The following is a 20,035-nucleotide window of genomic DNA, read 5'->3' on the forward strand; positions in this document are numbered from 1 at the left end:
TTCAAAGCAAAAACGAAAACGACATCGCGGTGGCAATACCAACTTCTTTTCACTCTCTTGGAGGTTCACATGTCCACACCAGTTTCAAATTTGGCAAGCGTTCAGAAAACTCTGGACCATGCGCTTGAGGACCGCCCTGAAGAGGGAATCGTCCGCGTCAACCGCAACATCTTCACTGACCCTGAGATCTTCGAGCTGGAGATGCGCCACATCTTCGAAGGCAACTGGATCTACCTGGCTCACGAGTCCCAGATCCCTAACGCTGGCGACTACTTCACCACCTACATTGGCCGCCAGCCGATCATGATCACCCGTTCCAAGGACGGCACACTCAACTGCCTGATCAACGCGTGTTCTCACCGTGGCGCCATGCTCTGCCGTCGCAAGACTGACAACCGCACCACCTTGACCTGCCCATTCCACGGCTGGACATTCAGCAACGACGGCGCACTGCTCAAGGTCAAGGACGAAAAAGAAGGCGCCTACCCAGAGAATTTCCGCACCGACGGCTCCCACGATCTGCGTCGCGTTCCTAAGTTCGAGTCCTACCGTGGCTTCCTCTTCGGCTCCCTCAACGATGATGTCGTTTCTTTGGAAGAGCACCTCGGCGACACCCGTACCGTCATTGACATGCTGGTTGACCAATCCCCAGAAGGCCTCGAAGTACTGCGCGGATCCTCCACCTACACCTACGACGGCAACTGGAAGCTCCAGACCGAAAACGGTGCAGACGGCTACCACGTTTCCTCCACCCACTGGAACTACGCTGCAACCACCTCCCGCCGTGGCACTGGTGAATCCGCGAACGAAACCAAGGCAATGGACGCTGGTACCTGGGGCAAGCAGGGTGGCGGATACTTCTCCTACCCTTACGGCCACATGCTGCTGTGGATGTGGTGGGGCAACCCAGAAGACCGCCCACTGTTCGAGCGCCGCGACGAGTTCAAGAAGGAATTCGGCGAAGAAAAGGGCGAGTTCATGGTTGGTGCTTCCCGCAATCTGTGCCTCTACCCCAATGTTTACCTGATGGATCAGTTCTCCTCACAGATCCGCCACATCCGCCCAATCTCAGTTGATCAGACCGAAGTCACCATCTACTGCATCGCACCTAAGGGCGAGTCCGCGGAAGCACGTGCAAACCGCATCCGCCAGTACGAAGACTTCTTCAACGCAACGGGCATGGCAACCCCAGATGACCTGGAGGAATTCCGCTCCTGCCAGAAGACCTACCAGGCATCTGCCTTCCCATGGAATGACATGACCCGCGGTTTGGGCCACCAGGTACAGGGACCAAACGAGGTTGCCAAGGGCCTAGGCATGAACGAAGTTCTTTCCTCCGGAGCACGCACCGAAGATGAAGGCCTCTACCCAATCCAGCACGGCTTCTGGCATGAACTCATGCAGGAGGCTGTGAATAAGCAGAGCATCAAGGAAAAGGAATTGGCTGACGATACCGCTTCTTCCCTTGCCACCGTAGCTGCAGCCAAAATCCGTGAGGAAGCAAAGGCAGCCGCGAAGTCCGACGCTGGAGAGCCTCGCCGCCGTCGTCGCACCCGCGGTTAGTCGTCGAAAAGCAAAAAATCTTTTAAGGAGAACACCTAAATGTCTGAAATCACCCGCTCTGAGATCGAAGCTTTCCTCTACTACGAGGCTCGCCTGCTCGATGACCGTAAATTTGAAGAATGGCTCGAATGCTACCGCGAGGACGCCGAGTTTTGGATGCCAGCCTGGGACGACAACGGTGAACTGACTGAAGATCCACAGTCTGAAATTTCCCTCATCTACTACCCAAACCGTGGTGGACTTGAGGACCGCGTCTTCCGCATCCGCACCGAACGCTCCTCTGCAACTTCCCTACCTGAACCACGCACCGGCCACAGCACCACCAACGTGGAAATCCTGGAGCGCCGCGACGGCGAAGTAGATATCCGCTTCAACTGGATCACCTTCTACTACCGTTACAACACCACCGACACCTACTTCGGCACCACGTTTATCACCCTTGATGTCAGTGGTGAAACCCCGAAGATCGTCAAGAAGAAGGTCGTTTTGAAGAACGACTACATCCACCACATCGTCGATATTTACCACGTCTAGGAGGCACTCACATGACTCACCAAGTTGCACTTGCCTTTGAAGACGGCATCACCCGATTCATCGACTGCGAAGATGACCAAACTGTTGCAGATGCCGCCTACCAGGCACGCATCAACATTCCTTTCGACTGCCGCGACGGCGCCTGCGGAACCTGCAAAGCGTTCTGCGAATCCGGCGACTTTGACGAAGGCGACTACATCGACGACGCCCTGTCCGAAGATGAAGCAGCCGACGGCTACTGCCTGCCTTGCCAGATGACCCCAAAGACCGACCTCATCTTGCAGATCGCCACCACCTCCGTGCTGGCAAAGACCGGCGCATCCACTTTCGATGGCGAGTTGAAGGAGATCAATCACTTCTCTGATTCCACCATCGGCATTGAGATCGAACTGGAAAACCGCCAAGATTTGGCGTTCCTCCCTGGTCAATACATGAACATCCAGGTTCCAGGCAGCGACCAGACTCGTTCCTACTCTTTCTCCTGCGCTCAAGATTCCGGCAACGTGCAGTTCCTGATCAAGGTAACCCCAGGTGGACTCATGACCACCTATCTCACCGATCACGCGAAGGTCGGCGACAAGCTCACCTTGACCGGCCCGATGGGTTCCTTCTTCCTGCGTGAACCTGTCCGCCCGATCCTGCTGCTCGCCGGCGGAACTGGACTTGCACCGATCTTGGCTATTTTGGAAAAGCTTTCCCGCGATGAGCTTCTCGACGTCCCAATCCGCCTGGTTTACGGCGCGAACTTCACCCACGATCTGGTGGAATTGGATCGACTTGATGCCTTCAAGGACAAGTTCGACTTCGATTACATCACCGTGCTTTCCGACAAGGACACCGAGCATCCACGCAAGGGCTACGTCCCAGCACACCTGACCGGCGAATATGAGCCAGATGAGGACACTGATGTGTACCTCTGCGGCCCTCCTCCAATGGTCGAGGCCGTGCGCCAATTCCTGGGCACCCTGGAGCATCCTCCGCTGGACTTTTATTACGAGAAGTTCACTTCCGCCGCTGCCCCTGCTGCTGGTAAGCCAGAGATCACCGTGGAGACCAGCGAAGTTGCAGAGGATTTCAACCTGGTCGAGGTGTCCACTCCAGGCATGTCTTCCGGCGAGGTGCACTCTTCTGCAACCCAGCTGCAGGCCCGCATGGCTCTGGAGCTCGGCGCGCTGGAGCTTGCGATCAACAAACTCGGCGAGCGCGACATCGAGCGATTCCGCAACTTGGCCGACATCGCGAACTCCTTCATCGACGGCGATAAGTTTATCGACGCGGTGAAGTTCACCGAGGCCAACGCCGATTTCCACGAGTTCCTCTTCCGCCGCGCAAACAACGAGGCGCTGCTTGCGGCGTACCAGAACCTCCAGGTTGTTCAAGAAATGAACGCAACCCTTCCAGGCGCCGAGTGGATTGATCCGGCAATTGCCACCGAGCACTTGGCGCTTGTCGACGCCGTCTCCCAGAATGATCTCGAGACCGCGAGAACAATCATTCGTGAACACGCGGAGCACGGCATTGACACTATGGTTAAGGCCCTCGAGAAATGAGCGCGCCAGTAGGACAAGGCATCGAAGGTCGCCCCACTCACGTCACCCCGGAACGCTTCTTTGGCCAGGGTGTTGTGGTTACCGGAGCGGCTCAAGGCATCGGCATGGCAGTGGCACACCGCATCGCATATGAGGATGGCAACCTAGTGTTGGTGGACCGTTCCCCGCTGGTGCATGAAGTTGCCGAAGAGCTGCGTAAAGCAGGCGCCGGAACGGTGGATTCTTTCATCGCCGATCTGGAAACCTTTGAAGGCGCAACTGATGCTTTGGAATTTGCCGGGCAGAAGTTGAAGAACCTTGATGTGGTGATCAACAACGTTGGTGGCACCATCTGGGCGAAGCCTTATCAGGAATACTCTGAGGAAGAGATCCGCAAGGAAATCAACCGAAGCCTCTTCCCCACCTTGTGGATGTGCCGGGCCGCGTTGCCAATTCTGATCGGAAATGGTGGTGGAACGATCGTTAATGTGTCCTCCATCGCGACCGGTGGTATCAACCGTGTTCCTTATGCTGCAGCAAAGGGTGGCGTCAACGGCATTGTTTCTGCCATGGCCCGCGAAGCTGCACCGCATAATGTGCGCGTGGTGGCAACGGCTCCCGGTGGCACGCTCGCTCCGGAACGTGCCGTCAAACGAGGCCCTGGGCCAGAGGGCGAATTGGAAGAAAAGTGGTATCAGCAAATCGTTGATCAAACCATTGATTCCAGTTTGATGAAGCGCTACGGCACCCTAGAGGAGCAGGTCGCGCCGATCTGTTTCCTCGCTTCTGAGGAAGCTTCCTACATCACTGGATCAGTCATGCCAGTCGGTGGAGGCGACCAGGGATAACCCTTGGTCAATCTTAGGGATTTGTACCTGTTTTTGCAGGTACAAGTCCCTTTTTTCGTCTAGTATTGATTTATGGTTGCCTCAGTCTCTTTCACCCCGTCATCGTCCCAAACGTTCCTACCGCGGGCGTCGATCATCGTGCAAGAAGTCAGCACACAGATCAAAAGATTAGAATCCGGCGAAGGCAAACTCTTCCACATCAGTGGCCAGCCCGGCGCGGGTAAAACAGAGTTCGGCATGCAGCTTATCGACGAGCTCCAAGGCTGGACCGTGGTACGTGCCACTTCCCTGTCGTGGCTGAAAAACAGCCCCCGAAACCTCCTTGGACACATCGCCCACAAATTGGGTGCGCACTCCGCCAACTCCATCCGTGGTGTGATCGACCGTCTCGATGCCTCCACCGTGGTGATCGTTGACGATGTCCACTGGGCCGACGTGGAATCCATGCAAAAACTCATCGAATATTCCATGCGCATGGTTTCTGGCCGTTTCGCACTCATCATGATTGGCCTTGATGAAGAGAACTTAGTGTTCCACGATGAGGTGGTCTCGCTCCCCTCCATCGCAGACTCCACCTACGTATTGCCGCCGATGAGTATTGAAGAAATCCGCCAGCTTGCGCTTACCGATGTCCGCGGCCGCATCAGCACCACCACCGCCACAGACATCCAGCGCATCACCGGCGGCATCTACGGGCGAGTCAAAGAAGTCCTCCACTCGGAATCCCCCGATCACTGGCGAATGCCCAACCCAAATATTCCCATCCCACAAAGCTGGCATGCCAACCTGTTGAGACGCATCACCAACGAAGAAGTCTGGCATGTACTACTCGCCGTCGCTGTCCTTCCCTCCGGAGGCCCCATTGACCTGGTAAAACTCCTAGGCAACGACCCCACGGGCATGCTTTGCGACGACGCCGTCCGCTCAGGCCTGCTCCGCGTGCTGCCGTCTGACGGCCAACCACAAGTGGATTTGGTCCTGCCGATCGACCGCGCCGTACTGCAATCACGCACTCCGCTCAACATTCTGGCGCAGTTGCACCACAAGGCAGCCGAATATTACGGCAAGTGGAATCAAAAAGATGCCCAACTGGAGCACGAAGCATTTGCTGCAATTGATCCAAATGATCCAGCAGTGCGAGCCCTAGCGCAGCGCGGATATGCGTTGGGTAGGACTGGCCACTGGATGGAATCGGCACACGCCCTATCTCTTGCCGCGAACCGCACTGCACACCAAGAAGAATCAAATAAGTACTTGCTGGAGTCCATCGATTCACTGATCGCCGCCGCCGATCTCCCCCAAGCTCGATCCAGAGCATCCACCCTTGATCTTGGAGAAACCGGCATTCAACAAGACTCAATGCTGGGCTACCTGGCAATCCACGAAGGCCGGCGCCTCGAAGCACGCAATCTCCTTCATCGTGCTTCTGAAGAATTGCTGGCGCAGCACCCGATTGATCCGATCCACGGCCCCCGCATGGCTCAGCGCAAAGTACTGTTAAACTTAGTGGACTGGAATCCAGAAGAACTCCTGGTGTGGGCTGATAGAGCAGTCGCATGGACTGAAGAGGATGCTGGCGAAAAGGTTGAGGCCCAAGCTATTTCCCTCATTGGACAATCCATCCTCGATGGCTGCCTCCCCGAAGATAAACCCATCCCCGGTGAAACCACCCTTCACGCACAACGCCGCCACATGGCAATGGGCTGGCTTTCCATGGTTCACGATGATCCAGTAACTGCACGTCAAAAGCTTGAACGTCGCACATCCATCAATGGTTCAGAACGCATCAGTTTGTGGCAAGACGGATGGCTGGCTCGGTCCCTACTGCTGCTCGGCGAATGGGAGTCCGCAGCACGCACCGTAGAAATCGGTCTGGCCCGCGCCGAACAGTTTGGCATCCGCTTCCTCGAACCACTGTTACTGTGGTCGGGCGCCACAATTGCAACAGCCCGCGGAAACTCTGACTTGGCACGAAATTACATGAGCAGACTGTCCACCGATCAAGACTCCTTCATCGTCCAATCTATGCCATCTGCGATGTGTCGCATGTGGGTCCACCGCCATAGAAATGAAATCCCCGGTGCGATCGTGGCCGGAGAACAATTGGAAAAAATCGCCGCACACAAACACGTCAACGCACCTGGATTCTGGCCATGGCAAGACGTCCACGCAACGCATCTCATCCGCATCGGCGAAACTGAGCGCGCCCAGGAGTTAGTGAACTCCACGCTTGAGGAGCTCAGAGGCTCCGATATCATGTCTGCCCACGCAAAAATTGCCGTTCCCGACGCCATGTTGATGATCCACCACGGAGATGTGAAAAAGGGATTTAAGCGTTTCGACGACGCCCTCGATATGCTCGATCCCCTCACCCTCCCCTACTATCGGGCACGCATCTGCTTTGAATACGGCCAGGCCCTGAGACGCCAGGGGCAACGTCGACGTGCTGATGAACAATTTGCCCGTGCAGCTTCCCTATTCCAAGACATGGGCGCCGACGCGATGGTCACCCTAGCCAACCGAGAACGCCGGGTGGGTGGCCTTGGTCAACGATCCGAGCAAGCCGGTGGGCTCACCCCTCAGGAATATGAAATTGCCCGATTAGTGTCATCTGGGCATGCCAACCGAGAGGTCGCACAGGAGCTTTTCCTCTCGCCTAAGACCGTGGAATACCATCTCACCCGGGTGTACAAAAAGCTCGGAATACGCAATCGGATGGAACTTGCCGAGGCTTTGAAGAAGTACTCACACGACGCCTAGCAGCGGATATGTTTGCGGACAAGTATCCCCTAGATCTCTTTAGGGCTATCCCTAGTTTCAGCTTTCCTTACCACAGGATTGAATGTGAATCACATCACCAGCAGGTGACAATGTGCGATTACTTCACAAGCTCAAGGAGAATTTCTGTGGCTTCCCAAATTTCTGGCGGCTGGCAAAGTGCCAAACACCGCACCACTGTTTACATGGTCCTCGTAGTTGTGGGCATTTCTATTCTTTTTGACGGCTACGATCTAGTGATCTACGGCGCCGTGCTGTCAACACTACTTGAAGATCCAACCCAGATCGGTGCGCTCAGCCCAGCAGTCGCCGGCACCCTTGGTTCCTACGCCATGATCGGCGTGATGATCGGTGCTCTATCTGCAGGTGCCGTTGGTGACCGCCTTGGTCGTCGCAAAGTTATGCTCACCGCAATCGTCTGGTTCTCTGTGGGCATGGCGCTGACCGCGTTCGCGTCCTCGATTGCGCTGTTCGGTTTCTTGCGCTTCCTCACCGGACTTGGCGTGGGCATGATCGTTGCAACCGGCGGCGCAATCATCGCGGAGTTCGCTCCAGCGAATAGGCGCAACTTGTTCAACGCAATCGTGTACTCCGGTGTCCCAGCCGGTGGCGTGCTGGCTTCTATCCTTGCACTGCTCTTTGAAGATGTCATCGGCTGGCGCGGACTCTTCCTCATCGGTGGATCCCCACTACTGTTCCTCCTGCCACTTGCATACTTCTTCCTCCCAGAGTCCCCGCGCTGGCTCACCTCCCGCGGCCGTGCTGCGGACGCCAAAGCCCTCTGCGCACGCTATGGGCTGCCGACGGAGGAATTTGTCGTCGAAAAGCAGCAGGAAACAAAGGGCACCGGATTCGCTGGAATTTTCTCCTCCAAGTACCTCATGGGCACCATTCTCATCGGCGCAATGAGCTTCATCGGGCTGCTTTCGACCTACGGCCTGAACACCTGGTTGCCAAAGATCATGGAATCCAACGGCGCAACCTCACATGATTCCCTGTACTCCCTGCTGTTCCTCAACGGCGGCGCAGTGTTCGGTGGCCTCATCGCATCCTGGTTCGCTGACCGCATCGGCGCGAAGACCGTGATCACCTCCACCTTCGCTCTCGCCGCGATCTGCCTCGGAGTCCTGCCAAACATCTCCTCCTGGCCAATGATGTACACCGCAATCGCATTCGCAGGCGTCGGCGTCCTGGGCACCCAGGTTCTCACCTACGGCCTGACCTCGAACTTCTTCGGAACCGAATGCCGCGCAGCGGGAGTTGCATGGTGTGCAGGATTCGGCCGACTCGGCGGAATCGTCGGACCAGCAATCGGTGGCCTGATCATCGGCGCAGGATTCGGACCAAGCTCCGCATTCCTCATCTTCGCAGCAGCTGCCGCAATCGGCGCGGTCTGCACCTTGCTGATCCCGCGCTCCCCAGCAGAAGTAGAGGTCAAGGTCGCGCAGGAACCACTTGCACGTGTCTAACCCCAATTAATTCGAAACAAGGAAGCTTCGGCTTCCTTTTTCGGCATTTCACTAGCATTTAGAATTTAAGGAATTAGTTAATGGCAAGCTCAGTATTATTAGCTGTCGAAAAACCAGAACTCCCCCGGCCTACTTTCGCTGAGATCAAACGAGACCTCGGCCCCCAAGAAATTGGCAACGGGCTTGTCGCACTGATTTTCTCCGCATCCGGACCCATCGCAGTGATCCTGGCTGCTGCTGCAGCGGGAAACCTTTCGCCTGATCAAACATCTTCATGGATCTTCGGAGCATTTTTAGGCAACGGACTGCTCACGCTGTGGCTTACCTATATGTACCGCAGCCCGCAGGCATACTTCTGGACGATTCCCGGAACCGTCATCGTGGGCGACTCACTTACCCACTTAAGTTTCGCTGAAGTTATCGGCGCATACCTTGTTACCGGCGTTGTGGTGTTTGCGCTCGGATGGACCGGTCTCATCGGACGGATCATGGCGGTACTGCCACCAACCATCGTGATGGCCATGGTCGCAGGCATTTTCCTCCGCTTCGGACTCGACCTCATCGACGCCAGCGTGACCGACCCGCTCATTGCACTTCCCATGGTCATAGTTTTTGTGGCATTGAGCATGAGTCCCCGCTTGGCAAGCATCGCCCCACCCGTTGCAGTAGCCGCAGTAGTGGGAACCATCGTTGCCATCGCATCCGGCAAACTAGCGTCCGGAATTCTAGACAACGGAATTATCTCCCGCCCCGTCTTTACCGCCCCAGAATTTTCCTTCGCCGCCATCATGGAACTCGTTGTTCCCTTGGCGATCACCGTAGTCATTGTCCAAAACGGCCAAGGCGTCGCAGTGCTTAAAGCAGCAGGTCACCGCCCCGGAGTAAACCTTGCCGCCGCGGCCTCCGGACTGTGGTCCCTACCCATGGCGTTGATCGGCAACATCACCACCTGCCTCACCGGCCCCACCAACGCGCTGATCGTCGCCGGAGCAAAATCACACAGGCACTACACCGCAGCAATGGTCACCGCCATCGGCGCCATCATCGTGGGCCTGTTCTCCCCAACTTTCGTCGGATTCATGCTGGCCATGCCCATATCCTTCATCGCTGCACTCGCCGGCATCGCCATGCTCACCCCACTCAAAAACGCCTTCATCGCAGGATTCTCCGGTGATTATTCCACTGGCGCACTAGTCTGCTTTTTAGTCACAGTGTCGGAAATCAGCATCCTCGGAATCACCGCCCCGTTTTGGGGAATTGTCTTCGGATGGCTCATCGGATGGCTGCTGGATAGCAAGCTTCTAGAAAACAAAAAACGGGCTTAGCTCCTCTATATATAAGGAACCAAACCCGAATCTTTAAAAAACTCTAGCGCTTGAGCTTGCGGTAATCGAAGACCTGGTCAACGATGCCATACTCGAGTGCTTCCTCAGCGGTGAGGATCTTGTCACGGTCGGTATCGATGCGGATCTGCTCCGCGGTCTTGCCGGTGTGCTCAGCCAAGGTGGTTTCCATCAAACGACGCATGCGCTCGATTTCAGCTGCCTGGATCTCGAGGTCAGAAACCTGACCCTGGGTGCCCTGGGTTGCTGGCTGGTGGATCAGCACGCGGGAGTTAGGAAGAACAGCGCGCTTACCTGGTGCACCGGCTGCAAGAAGAACTGCGGCTGCGGATGCTGCCTGACCAAGGCAGACGGTCTGAACGTCTGGGCGGACGTACTGCATGGTGTCGTAAATTGCCATCAACGCGGTGAAGGATCCACCAGGTGAGTTGATGTACAGGGTGATATCGCGGTCTGGGTCCATGCCTTCGAGGACAAGGAGCTGCGCCATGATGTCGTTTGCAGAGGTGTCGTCGACCTGGGTGCCCAGGAAGATGATGCGCTCTTCAAAGAGTTTTGCGTAAGGGTTGGTCTCTTTGGTGCCGTATGCGGACTGCTCAATGAAGGAAGGCAGCACGTAACGGGACGTTGGCATTTGGAATCCGTTGCTCATAATCTTATTCTCTCCTTTAAAGTTTTCCGTGCGCCTAGTTGCTGATTGGGCCTTCAGCCAAGGTAATCACGTGGTCAACAAGTCCGTAATCCTTAGCTTCCTGTGCAGTGAACCAGCGGTCACGATCGGAATCCTTGGAGATCTGCTCAAAGGTCTGGCCGGTGTGCTCAGCGATCAGCTGGGCCATTTCACGCTTGGTGGCTGCGAACTGCTCAGCCTGGATAGCGATATCAGCTGCGGTACCACCAACACCAGCGGAAGGCTGGTGCATCATGATACGTGCGTGTGGCAATGCGAAACGCTTGCCCTTAGTGCCACCGGAAAGCAGGAACTGGCCCATGGATGCTGCCAGGCCCATGCCGTAGGTTGCGATGTCGCATGGGGAGTATTTCATGGTGTCATAAATTGCCATGCCTGCGGTGACGGAGCCACCTGGGGAGTTAATGTACAGGGAGATGTCCCTGGTTGGATCCTCAGCGGACAGCAGCAGGATCTGAGCGCATAGCTTGTTTGCAATCTCATCGTCTACCTGGCTTCCCAGGAAAATGATGCGCTCACTCAGGAGGCGATCAAAGACGTCATTTCCGAAACCAGGCCCACCCTGGGCTGCCATACGAATATCGCTCATGAAAACAGTCAACTCCTACATTCTTAAATCTTGGGTACGTTCATTTGGTTCAATGTCACCAGACTACCCGCGTATTTCCATGAAACCGCCTCTGTTCGCTATCAGCGTTTTCACCGTTTAAAAAAGCAAAAAAATAACGCTTCTCGACGTCCAGTGGCGCGTCGAAAAGCGTTATTTCTTTAAAGTTTTTAAGCTTCAGACTCAGTCTCAGCTACTTCTTCTTCACCGAAGTATTCCTTAGGGTCGATCTCGTTACCCTCGGAGTCCTTCACGTTTACGCGGCAGATAGCCTGTGCAAGAGCCTTGCCACGGCGAACGTCGGAGAAGAGGTTCGCGATCTGGCCGGACTGCTGCAGCTGACCGATGAACTGGTTTGGGTCCATGCCGTAAGACTGTGCGGTGAACAGGATGTGGTCGGTGAGCTCCTGCTGGGAAACCTCAGGCTCCTCAACCTCAGAGAGGGTGTCCAGGAACAGCTGGGTGCGAACAGCCTTCTCAGCATCTTCGACGTTCTTCTTGTCGAACTCTTCACGAGTGGTGCCCTGAGCCTCAAGGAGGGAGTTCAGTGCAGCATCGTCGTGTGCAAGCTCGCCGAGGAGCTGGTGCAGCTGGGAGTGTGCCTGCTCGTCAACGATGGACTGTGGCAGAGCGAAGTCAGCCTCGCCAAGAGCCGCAGCGAGAACTTCGTCGCGGATTGCAGCAGCCTGCTCGTTCTTCTGCTTAGCCTCAACGTCAGACACGGTGGACTCACGAAGCTCTTCGATGGTGTCGAACTCAGAAGCCAGCTGTGCGAACTCATCATCCAGCTCAGGCAGCTCGCGCTGCTTGGTTGCGGTGATCTCAACGCTGATTTGAGCTTCCTTGCCCTTGTGCTCGCCGTTTGCCAGCTCAGAGGTGAACTCTACGGTTTCATCCTTCTTAGCGCCGATCAGAGCCTTGTCCAGGCCGTCAATCAGATCGTCAGATCCGATTTCGTAGGACAGACCCTCAGTGGTTGCCTCTTCAATCTTCTCACCGTCAATGCTTGCGGTGATGTTGATGGTGACGAACTCACCCTTCTTCAGCTTGTGGTTGTGATCCTTCAAGGTGGAGAAACGTGCACGCAGGGTCTCGAGCTCTGCTTCGATTGCCTCTTCGTCAGCCTTGATAGCTGGGACCTCAACAGTGATGTCCTCGAACTTAGGAAGCTCGAACTCTGGGCGAACGTCAACCTCAGCGACGAACTCAACGAGCTCGTTGTCTTCGATCTTGGTGACCTCTACGTTAGGCTGGCCGATTGCCTTGATGCCCTCAGCTTCGATTGCCTGTGCGTAGCGGTTAGGAAGCATGTCGTTGACAACCTGCTCCAGAACCGCACCACGGCCGAAGCGTGCGTCGATAAGCTGACGCGGTGCCTTGCCCTTACGGAAACCAGGGATCTGGACTTGCTGCGCTAGAGCGGCGTATGCCTGGTCGATCTCTGGCTTCAGTTCAGAAAATGGAACCTCAACGGTGATCTTTGAACGGGTGTCGCTCAGCTTCTCGACAGAACTCTTCACGAGTAAATCTCCTGGATGATCGGGAAAGGGAAAGTTTCAGATATTACAAAAACAAGCCCGGTTTCCGACGATTAATGCGATTTCTCGCGTCGTCCGAAACCGAGCTCGTCCTCAAGTCGGGGCGACAGGATTTGAACCTGCGACCCCCTGCTCCCAAAGCAGGTGCGCTACCAAGCTGCGCCACGCCCCGATATTTAATTTGACCCATCGAATACTAACACACTGTGATCTCAGAACAAATTCAGTAAGTGACTTACTAAGTCTCTGTGCTGAACCCCTGTGCGCTGTGCTCCTTGGTTCGATTAAGAACTTTACACACAACCATCTGAAAAGACGAAATCGCGTCCATAGCTGCAGGTAAAGATAGGTTTTTAAGTTACGCAATTGCATCAAGTTTTAACAACTAAGCGTTTTCCAGCGACTTTCTATGCCAATCCCATTCGATCTAAGGAATTTCCCCCTCCCCGTTGCCGATTGTCTAAATTTATGGAATTTTAAATTTATGGACAAATTTTTCCCCACTGATCAGAATGACCGCGATGCTCTATTTCAGAGACTCGAAGCCATAGAGGCAGTGATCGCTCGGCACGAGGCACTGTTTGCAAAAGAAGGCCACTCAATCAACGACTCCCCTGAAACTACGGACGGAGCGATTCATTTCTCCGGACAGTTTGAAAACGCTTCAGGTTCCATCTCCTATTCATGGTCGCGACCCCCACATCATCTCCTCGAAGAAGCCTGGGATTCGTCATTCACCCGACTCGCAGCATTGGCCCACCCTCAACGGGGTCTGATTCTGAAACAGTTACTTAATGACCCCTGCTCGGTCTCTACCCTTTGTCAGCTCGGAGTGACATCCTCTACCGGCACCGCCTACCACCATCTCAATGAACTTGAATCTGCCGGCTGGGTAAGAAAAGGTCGTGGCGGCGTTTATGAAGTCCCCACTGAGCGGATCATCCCGCTACTAACCATCATTTCTGCCAGTGAGAATCACTAATGAGATTAAAGAAGCAGCTTCTTGGCAGCCTGTTAGTTGTCATCGTGGTTTTGTCCATCGCCGTAGCAACCACCAAACAACAAAAAGGCTTCGTCACAGGTCAGCCCACCGGTGCGCTTAACCTCTCCGACATCCTCGACTCCGAAGAACTTGGCGAGTATCACCTCATGTCAGCCGCCATCATCACTGGTAACACTGTAGATTTCAGCGGGCTCGGCGCAGGTCCAGACGACCCTTTTGAAATCGCATCGATTACGAAGATCTTCACCGGTGAGCTGCTTCGACTTCAGATTGAGCGAGGAGAGATCACAGAATCCACGGCCGTCGGAGACGTTCTTGGAGAACGTGTAGCCGACTCCCTCATCCGGGACATAACCGTGGAAGAACTAGCCAATCACACCAGCGGACTACCCCGTCTAGGCAATGTAGGACTTAGACCTTTTATGGCTACGTTCTTTGACAAGAATCCTTACAAAGACCTCTCTGCAGATCGAGTCATCTCTATCAGCACAACGTCCAAATTGAATTCGCGCGGAGAATTTCACTACTCAAATCTTGGTTTTGCTCTGCTTGGCCAAGTCCTTGCCCGCAATGCCGGTTTAACGTTTGACCAGCTCTTAGACCGTGATTTACTGGCACCACTCAACCTCAATAACACCAAGCTCATGACCCCAGAATCCCTCGCTCAAGATGCACCTCAAGGGTTCTCAACACCTGGCAAACAAGTCGAAGCGTGGGAGATGGATGGCTTTCTCCCCGCAGCTGGCCTGCGTTCCACCGCGCGCGACATGGCAGTTTTCTGTCAGTACTTATTCACAAAAGGCCCCGCCCCTTTCACCTGGCAATCCCTTGAATCGGCCCCTGAAATCGTCTGGCATAACGGAGAGTCCTTTGGATATAGTTCCGTACTCTTCTTTAACACCGCTACAACTACTGCCATCTTCGTTGCTGCCGACGTTGCCACATCTGTCTTCCCAATTGGTCACGAGCTTTTAATGGCAAACTCCACTAGGCAGGAATCAAAATGATCGATTCCCCCGCCTCTATCCATCGGCGAATCGTTGCAACCTTGGCCGATTACAGCATCGCGCTCCTCATTGGAGGAGGCATTGCTCTGGCTTTCGGAACTAGTATCCTCAACCCGCTCTTTTCAACTGTTCTCACGATTGCCTTTTGGCTTTCCAAATCTTTATTAGAAGCAGCCTTCGGAACTACACCAGGAAAAATGCTCACACACCTGCACGTCAACCACGACATACATGGTGAGCGCCTAAGCATCTACTACTCCTCAGCAAGAAACGCGTGGATCTTGTTGGAGATCATCCCACTTGTCGGCCTAGTACTATTCAGCTTTGTAGCCATTTTCCTCGTCGCTAGTTGCATTCGCGCTTGCAACTTCATGGGTTTACATGACAAATTTGCACATGTAAATGTCTTGCGGAAAAACGAAAAACACCCTCTCAACTGCTTTAAATGCAACTGAGAGAGTGTTATTATTTTGAGGGAATGACGGGAATCGAACCCGCGTCATCAGCTTGGAAGGCTGAGGTAATAGCCATTATACGACATTCCCACTTGTGAACTTTTGCAAGAACTCTTGTTTGGTTCGAGGAAAAGCATAGCGCATATTGTTGTTTTATTAAAAATCGGCAGGCTGGCACCCGGTTTTCGAACAAGACTTTTGGCCAGACCACATTCTCAAGAATCCCTTTCGATACATCGCTACTTTTCATCCGGCACCTATCCAGCAAATAGCCAGTTAACCTGCAGCAAGTGTGTTATTGTACATTTCCTTGCAATTCCCCCTTACGAAACCCGCTAAACCTTAAAGGAACATAAGAGAATTTTAGCAAGTGTGTCCGTCTGGCCCCATAAAATATACAAGTACTTGTTTATAAGTCCAGCGTACATGGGATAATTTTAACAAAGTACCTGAAATGTTCTTAGGTTGTAAAAACCTTAGAATAATTTCGACAAAAACTACCTCCTTGGCGTAACCTAGCTAAACATGAAGCCAAAAATTATCGATGCCGAATCGGGCAGAGAGCTCTGGACTGCAATTGAATGTGCAGAGTTCTCCGGTACTGCTCGAGGTACTTTCACTAGCTACGCAGGTCGAGGACGTGCTCCAAAGCCAGTTGCAAAGCTCCATGGGCTCACTTTGTGGGACTCCCAAACCATTGAGGAATGGGTCGACGACCGCGCTGCAGGAAACAAGGGATTAATTAATTCCGAAGAGACTGTCGCAGTCGCCAACTAAGCACTTTTTCTCAAAAGCCACGAAAACAATCGTTTTCGTGGCATTTGTCTTTTCTGGGTTAAGGGAAAATCTGTGTGCTTTCCCCAGGTCGACCCGAATCCGTGCTCTAGGGGCTAGTTGAAACGACCTGCCCATCCCTGCCGGATACCGCTAGAGTTATTCGGTGTGGCATCGATTCCGGTGTCATAGGTAGCCGGGCGCCCGTCGTGGTCGTGTGGTTGTTCTTGTTGGATCAAGTCGGGGACTTTGGCGAGTCCGTCTTGACCCCAGTTTTGTTGCCTGGCGATCTCAACCGGATCGCCAGGCAACTGCGTATGCATCAATAACCACCAATCCACCGCGATACGTTGATGTTCATCAAACATCCCCCGATGGTTTCTCGCCAACGCTTTAATCTGAGCGTTGATACCACCTTCCAAACAGTTCGTTGTTGATTTCACCACCCCGTCAACCTCTGCTGGTGGATCAATATAGGTAAACAAATGCCCATTGCGGGCCAAGGCTTCCAACTGCTTATAAGCAGTCCGGTGGGTTTTGTGGGTGTGACCTGCCATTTCTGATTGGGGCGGATATGTTTCGGGATGGCATGTGCTGGTACATCAGCGCGGTAGGTGCGTTCGTTAAGCCAGTCCCCGTAGGTGAGGTAGAACTCTTGGAGGAGTTTGCGCCAGTCGGCGGCTTGTTCCGGTGTGGTGACTTTCAGCAGTTTCAAGGAGAGACCCCGGAGTGCTTTTCGGCGAGCTCAGCACGGGTCTTAGGGTGACGTGTTTTTGGACGTTGCGTTTGACGTGGACGAGGCAGCGTTGGATTTTCGTTGTCGGCCAGGTCGTGGTGATGGCTTTGAGTGCGCCTTTTTTGTCCGTCGGTGGTCACGATTAAGGGTGGTTGGAGTTGATCGAAGAGGTGGGTGTAGTTGTAGGCGTCTTCTTTGGTGCACCAGCGCCAGGCGACGACGTGGTCGAAGGTGTAGGCCACGAGGAGGCATGTGGTGTTGAAGAAAGTGCCGTCGATGAAGAGTTAGTCATAGACACGGAAGCGGTCGGTGTTGCGGGGGACTTGTACGAACCAGTAGTCGTGGAACCAGTTGGTGAGGGTACGACGGGTCACGCCTAGTTGGTTGGCGAGGTTGGTGCGTGATGGGAGTTGAGGATCCAGTTGATAAAGAGTTGGAATCGGTGGGCGTGGTGGTCGTTGGGTCGGGTGTTGGTGGTGGTGGCGTTGCAGGTGGTGCAGCGCCATCGGGTGGTGCCTTTTGTTGTAGTGGCTGTTTTTTCTCATGGGGCCGGTGCATACCGGGCAGTTGGGTCGTGTTCTTTTCACCTTGTTTGGTGTAGTCCCCGCGTGTATCACAGGTTGGTGTTGGGGTGGGGATGTTGCCTGGTTTTGATGGGTTTGTGGTTGGCAGAACACATTTTTGTGGGGTTGGTGCTGGTGGGGTTATGTTTCTGGGCCACTAAAAGCACACATTTTTCCCTTAACCCTCTTTTCTAGCGATACCAGACACAAAATCAGCAGAAGTACCTTTACAGTCTTAAAACAGGGAACTTTAACGAAAGACTTGTCGTTACTTTAGTAATTAGACCAACATGGTGGTGAGTGGTTGAAATCTTGCCATCAAAATTATCGAGTGAGTTGAAGCATTCCGTGGAAGTACTACTACTTATCGCAATCGTCGTTGGTGGTGGCGTTTTTGTCGCCTCAAAGATGGGATCCAATAACAATAAGAAGCAAGAAGAAGCCAAGTTTGCTGACGCACAGGCAGATGCGCGTCGGTGGATTGAGCGTCTTGGTTCCCAGGTTTTGACCATCGCAGGTACAGATGCTGCGTCGACCCAGGCTATTGCTGACGCCTCAGAGCGCTATACCGCTGCGTCTTCTCAGATTTCTTCTGCCACTACTCCTCGTCAGGCAGAGTTGGCTCGAGAATCTGCACTAGAGGGTCTGCATTATATGAACGCGGCTCGTGAGATCATGGGTATGACTGCTGGCCCTGAGCTGCCTCCTCTGGAAGGTCAGCGCAATGCTGGTCGCGTTACAGAAAAGCGCACCATTGAGCAGGAGGGTCGCCAGATCACTGCTTCCCCCGTCGCAACAGATGAAACTCCGAACTACTACCCTGGCGGTAACGTTGCGGGTCGCCCAGTCCCTGCTGGTTGGTACTCCGAGCCTTGGTGGGCAAGCGCATTGCGTTCCGGTCTGTGGACTGCAGGTTCGGTCATGATGTTCTCAGCAATGTTTAACGGCATGGCTGGTGTCGGCTACTCCGCTGCAGCCTTTGAAAATGGCTATGGCGAGGGCTACCAAGATGGCCTGGACGCAGCTGGCGGAGACATGGGCGATGCTGGCGATATGGGTGACGCCGGAGCTGACATGGGCGATGTTGGTGGTGATGCTGGCGGAGACGGTGGCGGATTCTTCGACGGACTCTTTGGTGGTGGAGACGGCGGCGATGGCGGCGGATTCGATTTTGACTTCGATTTCTAGCCCAAAATAATCCCCACATAAACACAAAATGGGCGGTTAAGTTCTTGGAAAAGAACTTAACCGCCCATTTTTAATTGTTTATTCGTTAGGAACGACAGGTGCGATTCCAGTGCGCTCGTAATCAGCGAGGATGTCGATACGACGCTGGTGGCGCTCGGCGTTGCTCCATTCCTGCTCGAGGAAGGCGTCGACAATTGCCAATGCCTCTTCCTCTGAGTGCATGCGGCCGCCGATGCCGATGAGGTTCGCATTGTTGTGCTCGCGGGCGAGGCGTGCAGTTTCAACAGACCAAGCAAGTGCACAACGTGCACCCTTGACCTTGTTGGCGGCGATCTGCTCGCCGTTTCCGGATCCACCCAGGACGATGCCGAGTGAGCCTGGGTCGTTTACTGTGCGGCTAGCTGCTTCGATGCAGAAGGCTGGGTAGTCATCTTCTGCATCATAGGTGTGGGCTCCGCAGTCGATCACTTCGTGGCCGTGGGCCTTAAGGTGTTCTGCGATTGCATTTTTAGTTTCGAAACCAGCGTGGTCTGCTCCAAGGTATACGCGCATGGAAGTCAGTTTACTGCAGGCATTTTCACAACGGCGGATACCCGGACTTTTCCCCTATTTGGGGGTTCACAAATCGCAAAATAGCTCGACTCAATCTTGGTAAAGCGGATCGGCTCTGACTCGGGTAGGACACTTCCGTACCTGTCATGATGCGGAACGGGTAAGGAAGGGGGAACGGCTTCCCCAAGTCACCCAACGCCATAGATACCCAAGTGGCCCCTGTGTGTAGTGGCGCAACCATAAAGCAGAAAGTAGCTCTTGAATAATGAGAATACCCGCAGCTAGGAGCACCGTAGCTGTCCATGATGTGCTGTGTGGAAGATCCACGATTAGCCCGCCAATGAGCATGAGGATCGTTGCACCAATGTAGTTGGTTAGCGCCATACGCCCTAAAGGTGCGAAAACTGCAGCGAGTGCACCGCGAATCGGTGTATGCAAGGCCAGCAACACTAAAGAAATGTAGACGCCGCCAAGCGCGAGTCCCGCCACTGTGGAAACGATCGAGAAGCCTGAAGAAGTGATGTCACGTGCCTGGATGATCAGCGTAGGTATAGCGATTGCTGCGCTTACGGCGAAAAAGACTCCCATAGCCCGCGGTGCGTTCTCTGCCCGATCGACTACTCCATACCTAACGAGCGCTGAACCGATCAGGAACATTGAGGGGATAAGCAGGAACCCGCCACCGAAAACCACCGCTGGCACAAGCGACACTTCGCCAAGGACTGCGACAGCCCAACGAGGCAACCAGGAGGATGGCAGCAAAATGACCAGGCCGACTATTGCATACGGCAACAATGCTTCACCCGGCTGGAGAATTTGGTGGATGATGCCGAGCGGTATCAACGTGAGAAGTCGAC

The 20,035-nt window shown here is 54.3% G+C and carries 17 protein-coding genes, 2 tRNA genes and 1 pseudogene; 12 read left to right on the top strand and 8 right to left on the bottom strand.

Features of this window, described 5'->3' with window-relative positions:
• Window positions 1–69 precede the first annotated feature (69 nt).
• The 7 genes from benA to CGL_RS11945 all read left to right on the top strand — a co-directional run bounded on the left by benA (window position 70) and on the right by CGL_RS11945 (window position 10,046).
• Window positions 70–1,563, top strand: coding sequence for a benzoate 1,2-dioxygenase large subunit (benA, locus tag CGL_RS11915; RefSeq protein ID WP_011015094.1), 1,494 nt, complete (start codon window positions 70–72; stop codon window positions 1,561–1,563).
• A 39-nt stretch (window positions 1,564–1,602) separates the two neighbouring features.
• Window positions 1,603–2,097, top strand: a complete 495-nt coding sequence (gene benB, locus CGL_RS11920) for a benzoate 1,2-dioxygenase small subunit (RefSeq protein WP_011015095.1) — start codon at window positions 1,603–1,605, stop codon at window positions 2,095–2,097.
• A gap of 11 nt (window positions 2,098–2,108) precedes the next feature.
• Window positions 2,109–3,647, top strand: a complete 1,539-nt coding sequence (gene benC, locus CGL_RS11925; RefSeq protein ID WP_003859226.1) for a benzoate 1,2-dioxygenase electron transfer component BenC — start codon at window positions 2,109–2,111, stop codon at window positions 3,645–3,647.
• Complete coding sequence (locus tag CGL_RS11930) at window positions 3,644–4,474, top strand: 1,6-dihydroxycyclohexa-2,4-diene-1-carboxylate dehydrogenase (RefSeq protein ID WP_011015096.1); 831 nt, start codon at window positions 3,644–3,646, stop codon at window positions 4,472–4,474. The genes benC and CGL_RS11930 overlap by 4 nt, the downstream gene beginning before the upstream one ends.
• A gap of 72 nt (window positions 4,475–4,546) precedes the next feature.
• Complete coding sequence (locus tag CGL_RS11935; protein ID WP_011265935.1) at window positions 4,547–7,234, top strand: helix-turn-helix transcriptional regulator; 2,688 nt, start codon at window positions 4,547–4,549, stop codon at window positions 7,232–7,234.
• 146 nt (window positions 7,235–7,380) lie between these two features.
• Window positions 7,381–8,721 (top strand): MFS transporter, encoded by a 1,341-nt coding sequence (locus tag CGL_RS11940; protein WP_011015098.1) that lies wholly within the window; start codon window positions 7,381–7,383, stop codon window positions 8,719–8,721.
• Window positions 8,722–8,801: 80 nt separating this feature from the next.
• On the top strand, window positions 8,802–10,046 hold the full coding sequence (locus tag CGL_RS11945) for a benzoate/H(+) symporter BenE family transporter (protein ID WP_011015099.1): 1,245 nt from the start codon (window positions 8,802–8,804) through the stop codon (window positions 10,044–10,046).
• Between the two features lie 43 nt (window positions 10,047–10,089).
• Here the strand turns inward: CGL_RS11945 and CGL_RS11950 are convergent, their stop codons facing one another.
• From CGL_RS11950 to CGL_RS11965, 4 genes are all read right to left on the bottom strand, one after another.
• Window positions 10,090–10,716 carry an ATP-dependent Clp protease proteolytic subunit gene (locus CGL_RS11950; protein WP_003859221.1) on the bottom strand — a complete coding sequence of 209 codons (627 nt, stop codon included), beginning with the start codon at window positions 10,714–10,716 and terminating at the stop codon, window positions 10,090–10,092.
• 34 nt (window positions 10,717–10,750) lie between these two features.
• On the bottom strand, window positions 10,751–11,344 hold the full coding sequence (locus CGL_RS11955; protein WP_003859220.1) for an ATP-dependent Clp protease proteolytic subunit: 594 nt from the start codon (window positions 11,342–11,344) through the stop codon (window positions 10,751–10,753).
• 188 nt (window positions 11,345–11,532) lie between these two features.
• Window positions 11,533–12,882 carry a trigger factor gene (gene tig, locus CGL_RS11960; RefSeq protein ID WP_004567596.1) on the bottom strand — a complete coding sequence of 450 codons (1,350 nt, stop codon included), beginning with the start codon at window positions 12,880–12,882 and terminating at the stop codon, window positions 11,533–11,535.
• A 116-nt stretch (window positions 12,883–12,998) separates the two neighbouring features.
• Window positions 12,999–13,072 (bottom strand) — tRNA-Pro (locus CGL_RS11965).
• 312 nt (window positions 13,073–13,384) lie between these two features.
• Between CGL_RS11965 and CGL_RS11970 the strand changes: the two genes are divergently transcribed.
• Genes CGL_RS11970 through CGL_RS11980 form a run of 3 tightly spaced genes read left to right on the top strand, consistent with a single transcriptional unit; the run spans window position 13,385 to window position 15,365 of the window.
• Window positions 13,385–13,882, top strand: a complete 498-nt coding sequence (locus tag CGL_RS11970) for an ArsR/SmtB family transcription factor (protein WP_011015100.1) — start codon at window positions 13,385–13,387, stop codon at window positions 13,880–13,882.
• Entirely contained in the window at window positions 13,882–14,910 is a 1,029-nt protein-coding gene (locus tag CGL_RS11975; protein ID WP_011015101.1) for a serine hydrolase domain-containing protein, read from the top strand. Before CGL_RS11970 ends, CGL_RS11975 begins: the two co-directional genes overlap by 1 nt.
• Window positions 14,907–15,365, top strand: a complete 459-nt coding sequence (locus CGL_RS11980; protein WP_011015102.1) for an RDD family protein — start codon at window positions 14,907–14,909, stop codon at window positions 15,363–15,365. Before CGL_RS11975 ends, CGL_RS11980 begins: the two co-directional genes overlap by 4 nt.
• Window positions 15,366–15,383: 18 nt before the next feature.
• Here the strand turns inward: CGL_RS11980 and CGL_RS11985 are convergent.
• A tRNA-Gly gene (locus tag CGL_RS11985) sits at window positions 15,384–15,455 on the bottom strand.
• A gap of 435 nt (window positions 15,456–15,890) precedes the next feature.
• On the opposite strand from CGL_RS11985, the gene CGL_RS11990 reads away from it, so the two are divergent.
• On the top strand, window positions 15,891–16,142 hold the full coding sequence (locus CGL_RS11990; protein ID WP_003859215.1) for a helix-turn-helix transcriptional regulator: 252 nt from the start codon (window positions 15,891–15,893) through the stop codon (window positions 16,140–16,142).
• A gap of 113 nt (window positions 16,143–16,255) precedes the next feature.
• On the opposite strand, the pseudogene CGL_RS11995 reads toward CGL_RS11990, so the two are convergent.
• Window positions 16,256–17,420: pseudogene (locus CGL_RS11995) on the bottom strand (IS1249 family transposase).
• A gap of 318 nt (window positions 17,421–17,738) precedes the next feature.
• On the opposite strand from CGL_RS11995, the gene CGL_RS12000 reads away from it, so the two are divergent.
• Window positions 17,739–18,626 (top strand): hypothetical protein, encoded by an 888-nt coding sequence (locus CGL_RS12000; protein ID WP_011015105.1) that lies wholly within the window; start codon window positions 17,739–17,741, stop codon window positions 18,624–18,626.
• A 78-nt stretch (window positions 18,627–18,704) separates the two neighbouring features.
• On the opposite strand, the gene CGL_RS12005 is transcribed toward CGL_RS12000, so the two are convergent.
• Both CGL_RS12005 and CGL_RS12010 read right to left on the bottom strand, forming a co-directional pair.
• A complete protein-coding gene (locus tag CGL_RS12005; protein ID WP_003859211.1) occupies window positions 18,705–19,178 on the bottom strand; it encodes a ribose-5-phosphate isomerase in 474 nt (157 codons plus the stop codon).
• Between the two features lie 144 nt (window positions 19,179–19,322).
• Complete coding sequence (locus tag CGL_RS12010; RefSeq protein ID WP_011015106.1) at window positions 19,323–20,021, bottom strand: DUF418 domain-containing protein; 699 nt, start codon at window positions 20,019–20,021, stop codon at window positions 19,323–19,325.
• Window positions 20,022–20,035: the final 14 nt, after the last annotated feature.

Origin of the sequence: Corynebacterium glutamicum ATCC 13032, assembly GCF_000011325.1 — a bacterium.
Lineage (GTDB): Bacteria > Actinomycetota > Actinomycetes > Mycobacteriales > Mycobacteriaceae > Corynebacterium > Corynebacterium glutamicum.